General features: G+C 44.3%; 16 protein-coding genes and 1 riboswitch. Of the genes, 5 read left to right on the forward strand and 11 right to left on the reverse strand.

Annotated features, from left to right (window positions below; translation table 11 throughout):
- Positions 1–9: 9 nt before the first annotated feature.
- Positions 10–342: an ArsR/SmtB family transcription factor gene (locus tag ACWP87_RS02935; RefSeq protein WP_005686809.1), complete on the forward strand. Its 333-nt coding sequence runs from the start codon at positions 10–12 to the stop codon at positions 340–342.
- Positions 343–432: 90 nt separating this feature from the next.
- On the opposite strand, the gene ACWP87_RS02940 is transcribed toward ACWP87_RS02935, so the two are convergent.
- The 5 genes from ACWP87_RS02940 to ACWP87_RS02960 form a co-directional block, all read right to left on the reverse strand.
- On the reverse strand, positions 433–1374 hold the full coding sequence (locus tag ACWP87_RS02940) for a metal ABC transporter solute-binding protein, Zn/Mn family (protein WP_014570102.1): 942 nt from the start codon (positions 1372–1374) through the stop codon (positions 433–435).
- Positions 1371–2264, reverse strand: coding sequence for a metal ABC transporter permease (locus ACWP87_RS02945; protein WP_005686804.1), 894 nt, complete (start codon positions 2262–2264; stop codon positions 1371–1373). Before ACWP87_RS02945 ends, ACWP87_RS02940 begins: the two co-directional genes overlap by 4 nt.
- Positions 2261–3004 (reverse strand): metal ABC transporter ATP-binding protein, encoded by a 744-nt coding sequence (locus ACWP87_RS02950; RefSeq protein WP_005711178.1) that lies wholly within the window; start codon positions 3002–3004, stop codon positions 2261–2263. Before ACWP87_RS02950 ends, ACWP87_RS02945 begins: the two co-directional genes overlap by 4 nt.
- Positions 3005–3344: 340 nt before the next feature.
- Positions 3345–3614 carry a 30S ribosomal protein S14 gene (gene rpsN, locus ACWP87_RS02955; protein WP_005686799.1) on the reverse strand — a complete coding sequence of 90 codons (270 nt, stop codon included), beginning with the start codon at positions 3612–3614 and terminating at the stop codon, positions 3345–3347.
- A gap of 84 nt (positions 3615–3698) precedes the next feature.
- Positions 3699–3818 (reverse strand): putative metal homeostasis protein, encoded by a 120-nt coding sequence (locus ACWP87_RS02960; protein ID WP_005686796.1) that lies wholly within the window; start codon positions 3816–3818, stop codon positions 3699–3701.
- 197 nt (positions 3819–4015) lie between these two features.
- Here ACWP87_RS02960 and ACWP87_RS02965 point away from each other — a divergent pair, with 197 nt between their 5' ends.
- Entirely contained in the window at positions 4016–4933 is a 918-nt protein-coding gene (locus tag ACWP87_RS02965; protein WP_014570103.1) for a metal ABC transporter solute-binding protein, Zn/Mn family, read from the forward strand.
- 278 nt (positions 4934–5211) lie between these two features.
- Positions 5212–5853 (forward strand): SDR family oxidoreductase, encoded by a 642-nt coding sequence (locus ACWP87_RS02970; protein ID WP_014570104.1) that lies wholly within the window; start codon positions 5212–5214, stop codon positions 5851–5853.
- 127 nt (positions 5854–5980) lie between these two features.
- Here ACWP87_RS02970 and ACWP87_RS02975 read toward each other — a convergent pair whose 3' ends face one another.
- Positions 5981–6490 carry a hypothetical protein gene (locus tag ACWP87_RS02975; RefSeq protein WP_015765054.1) on the reverse strand — a complete coding sequence of 170 codons (510 nt, stop codon included), beginning with the start codon at positions 6488–6490 and terminating at the stop codon, positions 5981–5983.
- A gap of 340 nt (positions 6491–6830) precedes the next feature.
- On the opposite strand from ACWP87_RS02975, the gene ACWP87_RS02980 reads away from it, so the two are divergent.
- A complete protein-coding gene (locus ACWP87_RS02980; protein WP_014570106.1) occupies positions 6831–7733 on the forward strand; it encodes a metal ABC transporter solute-binding protein, Zn/Mn family in 903 nt (300 codons plus the stop codon).
- Positions 7734–8718: 985 nt separating this feature from the next.
- Here ACWP87_RS02980 and ACWP87_RS02985 read toward each other — a convergent pair.
- Positions 8719–8907, reverse strand: a complete 189-nt coding sequence (locus tag ACWP87_RS02985) for an LPXTG cell wall anchor domain-containing protein (RefSeq protein ID WP_127817612.1) — start codon at positions 8905–8907, stop codon at positions 8719–8721.
- A 28-nt stretch (positions 8908–8935) separates the two neighbouring features.
- Between ACWP87_RS02985 and ACWP87_RS02990 the strand changes: the two genes are divergently transcribed.
- Positions 8936–9229, forward strand: coding sequence for a hypothetical protein (locus tag ACWP87_RS02990; RefSeq protein WP_015765056.1), 294 nt, complete (start codon positions 8936–8938; stop codon positions 9227–9229).
- On the opposite strand, the gene ACWP87_RS02995 is transcribed toward ACWP87_RS02990, so the two are convergent.
- The 4 genes from ACWP87_RS02995 to ACWP87_RS03010 all read right to left on the reverse strand — a co-directional run bounded on the left by ACWP87_RS02995 (position 9118) and on the right by ACWP87_RS03010 (position 12377).
- Entirely contained in the window at positions 9118–9456 is a 339-nt protein-coding gene (locus tag ACWP87_RS02995) for a KxYKxGKxW signal peptide domain-containing protein (protein ID WP_263850166.1), read from the reverse strand. The two genes, ACWP87_RS02990 and ACWP87_RS02995, sit on opposite strands and share 112 nt — an antisense overlap.
- A gap of 148 nt (positions 9457–9604) precedes the next feature.
- Positions 9605–9955, reverse strand: a complete 351-nt coding sequence (locus ACWP87_RS03000) for a fluoride efflux transporter FluC (protein WP_014570108.1) — start codon at positions 9953–9955, stop codon at positions 9605–9607.
- On the reverse strand, positions 9949–10359 hold the full coding sequence (locus tag ACWP87_RS03005; RefSeq protein ID WP_014570109.1) for a fluoride efflux transporter FluC: 411 nt from the start codon (positions 10357–10359) through the stop codon (positions 9949–9951). The genes ACWP87_RS03000 and ACWP87_RS03005 overlap by 7 nt, the downstream gene beginning before the upstream one ends.
- A gap of 68 nt (positions 10360–10427) precedes the next feature.
- A riboswitch (Fluoride riboswitch) is annotated at positions 10428–10482 on the reverse strand.
- 380 nt (positions 10483–10862) lie between these two features.
- Positions 10863–12377 carry an MFS transporter gene (locus ACWP87_RS03010; RefSeq protein ID WP_014570110.1) on the reverse strand — a complete coding sequence of 505 codons (1515 nt, stop codon included), beginning with the start codon at positions 12375–12377 and terminating at the stop codon, positions 10863–10865.
- Positions 12378–12791: the final 414 nt, after the last annotated feature.

Here is a 12791-nt window from a genome sequence, read left to right on the forward strand (position 1 = left end):
AAACCGTTAATGACTGCTACGACGCTAAGGTTGGTTGAATCGGCCAAGCTTGCCGAAGCTGAGCGTATTTTCAAACTGCTCAGTAATCCGACCCGATTGCAGATGCTGAAATTACTCGAACAACAAGTGCTCAACGTCAGCAAGCTTAGTGAATTATTAGGCGTTGAGCAATCCGTTGTCTCCCACCAGTTAGCGCTCTTACGCAAGCACCAACTCGTTAGTGCAAAACGTGTCGGCAAAGCTAATTATTATCAACTCGACGACCCCCACATTATTGCGGTCATTGATGCCATGCTCGCCCACGCAGATCATGTCGCCCGAGGTAAGCAACACGGTCAATGACTCATTTTCGAGAAAAAAACAAGGTATATTCCTTTACACTTCAATGTGTATAAGGATATACCTTGTTTCTTTTCATACTGATCCTTAAAACTAGCCTGCCAATCCATCGTGAATCTTATCAAGGTTCCACTTCATCATCGTATAATACGTATCGCCTTGAGTCCCCTTAGCTGCCAGCGAGTCCGTGAAAATCTTCGAGTAAATCGACAACCCGGTCTCTTTGGCCACTTTATTCATGGACTTCGGTGAGACCGAGGTTTCCACGAATAGATGTTTCACTTCGGATGCACGAATCTTAGCTAAAACCGTCTGCATCTGTTCTGGTGTTCCTTGAGATTCAGTGTTGATTTCCCAAATGTATGCCGGGGTCACATGATAAGCCTTGGAAAAGTACTTAAAGGCCCCTTCTGACGTCACTAACACGCGTTGCTTTTCCGGAATATCGAGGAAGCGTGACTGCGCGGTTTCATGCAGTTTTTGCAACTTGGCAACGTATCGATCGCTATTCTTCTGATAATAAGCAGCGTTTTTGGCATCTTTTTGTTTGAGCACCTTGGTAATCGTCTTAACATACTGGATGCCATTAGCTAAGTCCAGCCAAGCGTGCGGATCCTGTTCTTTGGTGTTGGTCGTCAAGTGTTGCGCGGTCACACCTTTACTTGCGGCAAAAACATCCTTATCAAATTCCTTGTGCGACGTCTTAACCAACTTCTTAAACCAGCCATTACCACCGGTTTCAAGGTTCAAACCATTATGAAACACAACATCGGCTTCACTGGTTGCCGCCACATCGGTTGGGCGCGGTTCATACTCATGCGGATCCGTGCCGCGTTTAACAATACTGTACAGCTTGATCCGCTCGCCGCCGACATTTTGAACCATATCCTCCAAAATCGAATTGGTTGTGACCACCCGCAACGTTTGATTCGTGCTTGCTGAATCTTTTTGAGCCGTACTCCGACTGTTAATGAACCAAAAGACACCACCGACCATCACAATTAAAGCACCTACAGTAATTAAAATCTTCTTCATCGAATAACTTCCTCCGCGGTTTGAGTCGTCGCGGCTGTTTTGGTCCGCTGACGCTTACTGAAACTAAAGAATGCCTGTTTTGGTGAAAAGACGAACGAGATGGCGAACAATACCGCCGCTACGAGCACAATTGCCGGACCGGATGCCCAGTTAAAGGTGAAGCTGAAATACAACCCGGTGATAGACGAAATGACCCCGACGCTTGCTGCCATCACGAGCATGGTTTCAAGCCGATCCGTCCATAAGAAAGCAGTGGCAGCAGGCGTGATCAGCATAGCAACGACCAAAATGATCCCCACCGTCTGCAAGGCCGAAACAGTTACCAAGGTTAAAACCAGCATCAACGCGTAATGAATCGCAGTGGTATTCAACCCATAAGTTTTAGCAAAGGTATTATCAAACGATGTGATCAACAATTCCTTATAGAACAACACCACGAACAAGATGACAATCCCTAACACAACCGCGGTGGTCATAATATCACTATCGCTGACCGCCAAAATATTACCAAACAGAATATGATGCAAGTTCGTAGCGCTTTCTGCCATCGAAATCAAAATGAATCCGAGCGCATAAAACGCACTGAACACCACGCCGATTGAGGTATCGGTTTTGATCTTACTATTTGCCGCAACAAAACCGATCAACAGCGCCGCGATAATGCCAAACACCGAAGCCCCAATCATGACGTTGACACCCAGCATATAAGCAACGGCAACGCCCGGAAGCACCGCATGGGAAATTGCATCCCCCATCAACGACATGCCGCGCAAAATAATGAAGCTACCAATCAAACCGGACATGATCCCTACCATGATGGCAGTAATTAACGCACTTTGGAGGAAATCATATTTTCCTAACGCGGTGAAAAATTCAGCTAATGAACTCATACGCTCGCCCCTTCCTTGGTTGCAAACAGCACGTTGGAAAGATCGGCCGAAAATGCCCGTTCGATATTTTGAGCCGTATACACTTCTTCGACCGGTCCTTCAGCAATAATGCCGTGGTTCATCACCACAAGTTCATCAAAATAATTTGAAACTTTATTTAAATCGTGATGAACGACAATCAGTGTTTTTCCGGCATCGCGCCACTGATTCAAAATGGCCATGATTTCCTGCTCGCTCTTCATGTCAATACCGACAAATGGCTCGTCCAGGATCATGATGTCAGCCTGCTGCACAATGGCACGCGCCACAAACACGCGCTGTAGCTGGCCGCCTGATAGCTGACTGATCTGGCGTTTGGTGAAATCCTCCAACCCGACTTGTTCCAGCGCTTCAAGTGCCGCCTGACGCTCTTTTTTACCGGGGCTCTTCAACAACCCCAGACGTCCATAGGTGCCAGTCAGCACAAGATCTAACACGTTAATTGGAAAAGTCAGATCCAAATCCTTGCGCTGCTCGACATAAGCAATCGCCTGTTGCACTTCCTTGAGGGTGCGGCCGGAAAAGTCGACCTTCCCTGATTGAACCTTGATCAAACCTAGAATAGCTTTGATCAAGGTCGATTTACCTGCTCCGTTAGGCCCAATGATTCCGGTGATCTTACCTGCGTTAAAATGAACGGCAACATCAGCAAACACCGGTGTGTCAGCGTAGGCAACGGTCAGGTTCTTGACTGTTAACATAAGAACCTCCAATTTTAGGGTGACCTAATTCGCTTTCACCCTAAGCTTACAGAAAAGAAGGAAGACTGGCAAGTGTTTTTTAAGGCATACTTAAAATTTTTATACGCGGTACATCTTGGCCACCAACGCTTTATCGTGTCCGTCTCAAGTCATACTTATAAACCCCGATAAATCAAAAAATGTAATCGCATGCAGTTATTGGAACTTATTTGAGACTATAAAAAGACCTATGAGTAATTTCATTAATTACTCATAGGCCTTTGTTTATCTTCCCGTTATTTAAGTCACAAATCAGTCGCAACTTTTTAAAAGGCCGGTTGTTATTTTTTCTGCGTACGTATTACCAACTGGCTTTACGAACACCGGGAATCTGGCCTTTGTGTGCCAACTCGCGAAAATTAAGTCGCGAGATGCCAAATTTACGCATATACGCGTGCGGACGACCATCTAAAGCGTCGCGATGATGTAATCGTACTGGGCTGGAGTCACGTGGCAATTTGCTGAGTCCGATATAATCGCCTTTTGCTTTCAGTTCTGCGCGTTTTGCTGCATATTGTTGAACTAACTTCTCTTGCCGTTTTGCCTTGGCAATTTTTGACTTTTTGGCCATAAGCTTCCTCTTTCTATAAAATGTGACGAGCCATCTCATTAACCGACCTATTTTCCGACACCGACAATAGGCGTATACGAACGCTTATCTGGATTTTTGCTGCTTGCGCTTCGCATCGTGTAGAATTTTTAATGCTCGTTTGCGCGTTTTAATGTTGGGACTCTTCATCCGGCGCCGCGCACTTGCTAAATCCGTTTTTTCCAAAATTTCCCTCTCCCTTTAAATCGTAATCATTACGCTTAATGACGAATTTAACCGTATCATGCAGCTGTTTTGACTGTCAATAACTTTTTCAGGACGAACGCTTCTTTGACCCAATTCAAAAAAAGACTTGTCAAGCCGGTTTTTTTGCTTTAGAGTTTAAATCGTAATGATTACGTTTTGGAAGGAAGCGGGTATTTATGATGAAACGATTACTTGCAGGTATCAGTGTCGCACTCTTAGCAGTTTTTGCAGTCGCGTGTGGCAATAATGGTGCCGCAAAGCAATCCAGCGCTAGCAACGATAAAATTCAGGTAGTGGCTAGCGTCGATTTTTATGGTGAGGTTGCCAAAGCAGTTGGCGGTGATAAGGTCGCAGTTCAGTCGGTGATTAACAATCCAGCTGTTGATCCGCATGATTATGAGCCAACCACCAAAGTCGGCAAAGCAGTTGCAACATCCGATTTCGTCATTGCCAGTGGTATCGGCTATGACGGCTGGATGGACAAAGTCGTTAAATCGGAAAACAAATCGAAAAACTACTTAAGAGTTGCCGATGATCTGATGAACAAAAAGGAAGGCGACAACGAACATATCTGGTATGATCCGCGGACAATGCCAAAACTGGCAAATGCGCTGGCGGATAAATTTGCCAAAAAAGACCCGGCCAATAAAGCCAAGTTCAAAGCCAACGCAAAGAAATACATCGCTTCATTAGATGACCTCAATGCACTTGTTAATAAACTCAAATCAAACGCAAACGGTCAACTTGTTGACGTCTCGGAACCAGTCTTCGGTTATGCCTTAGATTACCTAGGCTACAAGATCAACGACGCCCACTTTTCTAACTCAACCGAAGAAGGTACCGATTACAGCGCCAAGGATATTCATGGTATTGAAACCGACATCAAGGAAAAGAAAATCGCCTTTTTCGTTAACAACATTCAAGCGACATCTAAAACCGTTTCACGCCTTGTTAAACTTGCCAAGCAAAATAACGTGCCAGTTTTGAATGTCACCGAAACACTTCCTAAAGGCAAAAACTATCGCACATGGATGATGAGCCAATACCAACAACTCGAAAAGATCCAAAATCAAGCAACAACAAGCAGTAAGTAATCAAACTCGTCTGACCACAAGGGTTTGTTACACTTCCCTTTACCTCGGTATCACTCACCCTGTACCGAAAAAATCCATCAATGGTTTAGCATTGATGCCCCAACAAACCATAAGTTCGAGTCAAAAGCATCGAACAGTCTGGTCAGGAAAAGTCCGCAAATTGCGGACTTTTTTTAGTGAGCGCGACCCGGCGCGGTTAGAGACCGGAGTGTAAGTGGCCCCAGGCGTTTTAAATCGGAAGTGTTACACTAGAGTCGGCACAAGAAAGGAAGATGAGTATGGCAAATGTGATGATTCTAGGAGCACACGGCCAAATTGCGACCTTGGTGCGCCACCGCTTGCTAAAAGAAACTCAGCATCATCTCAACTTGTTTTTACGCCATGCCAAGCGCATCACTGATGTTGACCGCCAACGAGAAACGGTTTACGACGGTGATGTCACTGATACGGACAAACTGACAAAAGCAATGAGCGGTAGTGATCTTGTTTACGCCAACTTAGGGAACTCAGGGATTGAGGATCAAGCCAAGTCGGTCGTCAAAGCGATGGATGCCAATCACATCAAACGCTTAATTTGGATTTCAACACTTGGTATTTACGATGAAGTGCCAGGTGCATTTGGTCGCTGGAACCATAAGATGTTAGACGGCGGTTACCTTGAAACCTATGCTGCAGCGGCTAAAGTCATCGAAAATTCCGACTTAGCCTACACCATTATTCGCCCTGCTTGGCTATCCAATAAAGCCATTGTAAGTTATGAACTCACGCAAAAAGGGGAACCCTTCAAAGGCACAGAAGTCTCCCGAAGTAGTATTGCTGATCTGGTTGTTAACTTAATCAATCATCCGCATCAACACATCGGTGAATCGCTTGGCGTTGACCAGCCGCATACGCAAGGCGATAAACCTTCCTTCTATTAATCTTAGCGTGAAGTTTTTCCACCACAAAAAAATTTCATCTTCATTAGCGTGACCGCTCTACAAAAAGCATCACCGGCACATGAGGATGAAATTTTTTTACTAGTCAAACCGTTTTGGCAGTTCGACGCTATTTACTACTTTCAGTTGTGACAGCTTGTTGATTGTTGGCAAAATTGCGAATTGATTGGGGAATTTGATCGCCAAAATACTTTTCACCGACACTCACGGCCTGTTTGAAGAAGCCTTGACCGTTAGCCTGATAAGTTTTCGCATCATTATTTATTGCGCTGGTTAAGAGCTCGCTGCCAAGCTTATTGTAATTAGTCAAGGCTTTGGTTAAACCGTCCTCTGTTTTATTGTTTGCTAATTCGAGGCGAATATCATCCAATTGCCCAAGCCCTTTTTTGGCTGTCTTGCTAATTTCCTTACTATCACTTTGCAACGATACTTTTGTCATCGTTTTCATGACAATATCAGAAATGCGCGTGTACCGCTTTTGCAGGTCGTTTTTGGTATAGTGATTTGTTTTAATCATCGTTGACCCCGCATCCTGTGACGATTTAGACGCCTTGGACTGACAACCGGTGGCCCCGACCATTGTCAAACAGATTACAGTGATCAATAGCCATTTTCGCAACACAATTCCCCCTCGATCAAACTGTTCACAACCATTCTTCATTAAGTTCATTCAACCACAGGCGTGATACAGCGTCAAACAAGTCACCGCAAATGACAAATATGATTGCAGATGCTTTTGGATAAAAAGTTCACCATGACTTCATGACCATCAAAAATAGTCCCAGAACTACCGGCATCATGTTTTCAATATTTTTCAATCTTATACAAATGGATATATTATGCCAGATTAGCGTTTCCTACGATTAGTCATCAATATGGCATCTTTTAGCTTGCGTCAATATCGCCAGTACGCTACGCTTAAACGCGTCATCATTACGGTTAAACGAGGAGATTCAGTTATGTTAAAACGGTTATTAACAGTCATCAGTCTGCTACTACTAACAACAGTTGCTACCGCATGCAGTACGAATACCAAATCATCAGGAAAACATGAAAAGATCCAAGTCGTCGCAACCGTTGATTTTTATGGCGAAGTTGCCAAAGCGGTTGGCGGCAAGCAAGTACAAGTCACGTCCATTATCGACAATCCTGCCATTGATCCGCATGACTATGAACCAACCACCCAAGTCGGCAAACAAGTGGCCACAGCTGATTTAATCATCGCTAATGGCATCGGTTATGATGGCTGGATGGATAAGCTAATCAAGTCGGAAAACAAATCCAAACAGTATTTACGCGTTGCTGATGATCTGATGGCTAAACATGAAGGCGATAATGAACACATCTGGTATGATCCACGCACCATGCCTAAACTTGCCAATGCGTTAGCCAGCAAATTTGCCAAAGAAAAGCCGGCAAAAAAGGCGATTTTTAAAGCCAATGCCAAGAAATACATCGCCTCGCTTAACTCCCTCAATGCCTTAATTACCAAGCTCAAGCAAAATGTTCATGGTCAAAAAGTCGATGTGTCCGAACCCGTCTTTGGCTATGCCCTCAATTATCTGGGCTACAAAATCAACAACCGTCATTTTGCCCAGGCAACTGAAGAAGGTACTGATTACAGCGCCAAAGATATCCATGCGATTGAAACCGACATCAAAGAAAAGAAAATCGCCTTCTTCGTCAACAATAGCCAAGCCAGTTCAAAAACCATCGATAGTTTCATTAAGCTAGCCAAGGAAAACAAGGTACCTGTTCTGAACGTCACCGAGACACTGCCTAAAGGAAAAAACTACCGCACTTGGATGACTGATCAATATCGACAACTGGAAAAAATCCAAAATCAGACGGACACTAAGTAACCTTCTTGCCCGCAAAACCTACGAGCAGCATACGTTTAAAACATGATAGTTTGTGAAGCCATGTGACATATGAAACATTTTCGTAAACTTTTTGAAATGAATTCGTTTTCACACCCCTTATACCAATTGAATTTTTGACCGGTTGAACTACAATAGACTTGTAAACAGGAGCAACCAAAGGGGAGATGTTTTAAATGTCATTGTTCAAACATACTTTTAAACGCGTTGAGCACTTGATCGCCGCACCACGCGATCCCCACGAAGAAGAACAAGCACGTTTGCAGGAGAACTTGTTCTATACAAACCTCAGTAGCCTCCAACCAAAAACAAATGCCAGATTTTGATTGATGGTTACTATACCAAAAGCCGTCTCATCTGCAGGTGAGGCGGCTTTTTATGTGTCCAGAAAGCAACTGTCTTCCCTAAGATAATCCGATCATCATACTGCAAAGTACCTAGCAATTTTTCTGACCTTTCTTCTTCACTATAAATTTGGGCGAGCCTTCCATCATTCTTGACGTTACTTTTCCAAAAAATAGCCAGCTCGCTAATAAAAATGCAAACTGACTACTTAAGGCCATCGATAAACTTAGTTCTGTGACCTTTTTTATATTTTAAATGGCGACTAGACGCTGAGCAACCACTCCCACAGCGATTGAACCCTCTGTTTAGGTGTTCTTTCATCGCCAGTCTGCCTCACATTTGGATGATAGGAATAACGAGACCCCCACGATCCGTTGATTCCTGGTTTCCTTACGACTGACCTATATGAAAGAATCCAGCACTTTTTTGAAGACCATAAAACTGAAATAATATCGTCTTTCGGTCTGTTCATGCTGCGCCGATTTCTCCGATGTGTCTACCCTTATCTCTAACTACCAAAACCTTGCAATAGCACTCTCACAAGCGAGAGTATAAAAGCCATTTTTTCATCATAATTGTCTCGCCTGCTAATCATCCCACATGTTTAGCAGGCTAATATCAATTACTTTGCATGACGCGCTTTACGAACGCCAGCGAACCCAAGAACAGCGATGATAGCGGCACCGGCTTCGGCTAAAAGAAGACCCGTTTGCCCTTCACCTGTAGCTGGATAAGCGTGCTTGCCATTCTTCTGGGCCATCCGACTCATAGGTTGTGGATTGGTTGACTGAGTGGTTCCTAGTGGTGCCACGGCAGCACTTGAAGTTGAGGAGCCGGAAGTGCTTGATGATGCTGTGGCACCTGCACTTGAGGCTGATGAACTTGAGGCACTAGAAGATGCTGAACTGCCTGTACTTGAGGCCGATGAGCTGGACGCGCTTGAGGAAGCAGAACTGCCTATACTTGAGGCTGACGAACTCGAAGCGCTGGAAGATGATGAGCTGCCCGCACTTGCAGCAGCTTATGTAGCAGCCGCTGAACTTGAACCCGCTTTGGCCGTATTCTGCACTGCTGCCGAGCTAGCTACCGTATTATCCAGCTCTTCCTGTTGCGGTTGCCCCTGCACTGACTGAGGAGTTGCTACTTTTGATGCCCGCGATTCATTTTGCTGACTTTGCAGGGCTACAGGTGCCTTTTGACTTGCATTTCCATTTTTAGAAAGCGTTACATTGGCAACGCCTAAAGTTGTCCTGCCAAAAAGTACGACAAACGCTGAAGCAACAACCCATTGACTACCGCGCTTGTACATTTTCTTCTTGTCATTGACGACATGTTCTTTGAAGCGGTTATATAAACATATTTACTCCTCCAATAGCATCAATATTGTATCTGCTAAAGCTCGGTACAAAACTTATTATATTTTTGAATTAGGAGTATTATGCCTATGCAATACGGCGCTTCTTGAGATGACTCGTCAAGCAAAGTATTTTACAACCTTTTTGATAGTTTCATATAAGTAATGAAACCCTTAACCCCGCTACCATCGCCAACACCCCCAGCAGCACAATCCCCAAATAATACCCAACAAACACGCGCCACTGCCGATTACGAATCAAAATAAATGCGTCTGCCATAAACGTTGAAAAAGTTGTAAAGCCACCGCAAAAACCGGTCAGCAACAACACCCGAAAAGCAGAAAACGCGGGCAAGCCAGCTAAAAATCCCGCCAAAAATGCCCCAAGCACATTAATCATCATTGTGGCAACCGGTTTTCCGGGCCACAACATCCGCCCTAACACCGTCAGTAAATACCGACAAACAGCTCCCACACCAGCACCAATTCCGACCAAAATTACCATGAGCTTTTATCCTTTCGTGGTAGCCTTTTTGCAACAAAGAATCCGCCTGCCGCTGCCATCAGTCCGCCGATAAGATTCAAGCTTAGCAACAGAAACGCATAGACCGCATGCGTTGCCACCAAATTAACAAAGTCCAGCATAAGCGTTGAAAAGGTCGTAAACCCACCGATCACCCCTGTTCCAATGCCTAACAACAGCCACTCTGGCAAGTCAAATCTCATGTCTAGCCCATAAGTCGTAAACGCCAGCAGAAAACTGCCCAATAAGTTCACAATTGTCGTACCCACTATGGTTTGACCGTCCATCGTGACTGAACTAAGGCCATATCGCATGACCCCGCCGATAAAACCACCGACAAATACTGCCAGCACCCAACTAAACCTTACTTGTTCCCGTTGTTGCATAGATTGCTCCTTTCTTCATCCGCGCGTTGCCGTACATGTGTCCAAAAAAAGACACCTACCCCGTTAATTACAAGGTAGGTGTCATCAACTTACGTATAGGCGAACACCATCGCCATTTAATTCATTGAAATTATATCAAATAATTGCATGGGAAAACAGCGTCGGGAAGTGATTGATTTTTCATTGTAGACAAACATGACGCAGCTTAACTTATACCCAGCTGACCGACCGCCAACCCAAAATACTTGCCACAGTAAAAAGCCCGCGCTGCAACAAACAGCCCGGACTTTTTAATTTCAGTCGAAGTCAGTGAACGCGCACTGACTTTCGGCTTTAAAATGGTACCCGCTTATCACGGGAAAGTCATTCAGTCGAAACTAAGAAAACATGGGAGTGTTGTCACTATCGACATGACTTAAAAACGCTATTTTGGAGAAATGACGTCAGCAGCATTATTTGATGTTGTCACCATGGTTAGTCTACCAAGTCGAGCGATCGCTTGGTCACACAATATTATTGTGCCCCCAGAGTTGGTCGTAACCAAAGCCAGTCAGATCTTCAACTTTTGCTTTGACGGCGGGATCAACATCCGCCATCTTGCCGCCTGCCTTCAAGCGATCGATTTCATCACGAAGGATCTTGTGATTTTCACGATCCAACTTAAAGAAGTAGGAAGTAACAAACGCGAGTAACAGCATTAACGTTGTACCAACTAACATCCAGATGATTAAACCGTTTATCGCAGCGGCACTTTGCGTCTTGGCGCCTTCATTGAATCCAAATGCTGATAAAACAATCCCGGTTAAAAATGGTGCCAGCGCGGAAGTTGTCTTCCGAGCAAAGGTCATAATACCGGCAAAGATACCTTCGCGCCGTTGTTTGGTGACCATTTCGTCCACATCAGGAATGAACGTGTAAACAGTCCATGGCACATAGCCGGTACCGGAGTTTGAAATGCCCCAAGTTACCTGAAGTGCATATAAGGTCATGATGCCCCAGCTAGTCGCAGCTGCTTGGCCATAGTACAAACCGGCGTAGCAAGCAACCGTGAAGAACATCATTGCATACATAATCCGCAATAACTTGGAAGGTCCAAGTTTGCTCATGATCTTTGGCCATACCAAGTTACATGGGATCCCGATAATGGAACCAAACGTCAAAATATTGGAAGCTTCAGTCGGATTGCTCTGCATGGCATAGACAATGTAAAACACATAGGTTGCCCCGACAATATCACGTGCTGTAAATGAACTCAGATAAATAACTAAGTGAAGTGCAAAGGATTTAATCCGGAAGACCGAACCCATATCCTTAATCATGTTCCAAAGCGATACTAAAGGATTTTCGCCTTTATGACTGCTTTCTTCAATAATAGCTTTACGTTCTTCCGGCGTTCCATCCGTCTCACGTTCAAAGGTTGAGAAGTACGTCAAGCCAATGGCAAGAATGAAGATGATAGCAAGAATGATCCCGATGGTTAAGAATGCGTTTGGATTATTTTTACCCATAATGGCAAAGACGCGACCTGGCAGCCATGAAGCAAGGAAGGTTGCTAAAGCTGACCAAAGCATCCGCGAACTGGATAAACGTGACTTCATATCATAATCATCTGTCATTTCAGCGGCCAGCGTCTCGTATGGAATCATAACCAACGCTGTGAACGCTTCCATGAGCAGGTATGTGAAAAGATAAAACCAGAAGCCCATATGTGAAATCCAGATAATGACATAGATAAACATCAGCGGAATGGAAATTAGCAGGAAGAATCTTCTGCGGCCAAACTTCCGTCCTAATTTAGTTGCACCGAAGTGATCCGTTAAGTAACCCATCAAAGGGCTAATAAAGGAATCAGCCACACGTGCAATCGCAAGGATCGTACCTCCAAGCACTGGAGATAACCCGCCAAAGGATGTGTAGAAAAACAACATCCATGTGGAGGCAACGGTTAGGGCCCCATTACCAAATAAATCTGCGGCACCGTAACCAATAACATTACGCCACCTGACTTTTCTCTTCACGATGAAAACCTCCCATTCAATTAGCAACAAATAGTGATTCGGTTCTTTTCGTAAACGTTTACAAAAATGAGGTTAACACCACTTTCGTAAAATCGCTATCTAAATTTGACTATTTTAGTAAAACCAGCGCGATTGCTAATGATATGTCCCAAAATAAGGACATATCTACAGGATCAGAATTAGTTTTGGCCTTTGAACGCTCTTCATGTTCTCGTCGCTTATCAATACCATTATGCAAATCGGAATCACCTATTTGTGCTTTTGATCGTTGCATATGCTGTTGTAGATTTTTGTGAAATTTACAGCAAATGAAAAATAATATCTAGACCAGTTTCGCAAACAGTGACGCTTTTCCTTTGTATATTCAAAATTTCGTGATGTCCATCTGATCGATCCAGTGGTACTTTTAACGCA

Source organism: Lacticaseibacillus sp. 22, assembly GCF_055413445.1.

Coding starts and splice junctions, on each gene's coding strand:
- ACWP87_RS02970 (WP_014570104.1), top strand. CDS start 5,212: ATGGCAAATGTGATGATTCTAGGAGCACACGGCCAAATTGCGACCTTG.
- rpsN (WP_005686799.1), bottom strand. CDS start 3,614: ATGGCCAAAAAGTCAAAAATTGCCAAGGCAAAACGGCAAGAGAAGTTA.
- ACWP87_RS02980 (WP_014570106.1), top strand. CDS start 6,831: ATGTTAAAACGGTTATTAACAGTCATCAGTCTGCTACTACTAACAACA.
- ACWP87_RS03005 (WP_014570109.1), bottom strand. CDS start 10,359: ATGCAACAACGGGAACAAGTAAGGTTTAGTTGGGTGCTGGCAGTATTT.
- ACWP87_RS02950 (WP_005711178.1), bottom strand. CDS start 3,004: ATGTTAACAGTCAAGAACCTGACCGTTGCCTACGCTGACACACCGGTG.
- ACWP87_RS02965 (WP_014570103.1), top strand. CDS start 4,016: ATGATGAAACGATTACTTGCAGGTATCAGTGTCGCACTCTTAGCAGTT.
- ACWP87_RS02945 (WP_005686804.1), bottom strand. CDS start 2,264: ATGAGTTCATTAGCTGAATTTTTCACCGCGTTAGGAAAATATGATTTC.
- ACWP87_RS02940 (WP_014570102.1), bottom strand. CDS start 1,374: ATGAAGAAGATTTTAATTACTGTAGGTGCTTTAATTGTGATGGTCGGT.
- ACWP87_RS02935 (WP_005686809.1), top strand. CDS start 10: ATGACTGCTACGACGCTAAGGTTGGTTGAATCGGCCAAGCTTGCCGAA.
- ACWP87_RS03000 (WP_014570108.1), bottom strand. CDS start 9,955: ATGGTAATTTTGGTCGGAATTGGTGCTGGTGTGGGAGCTGTTTGTCGG.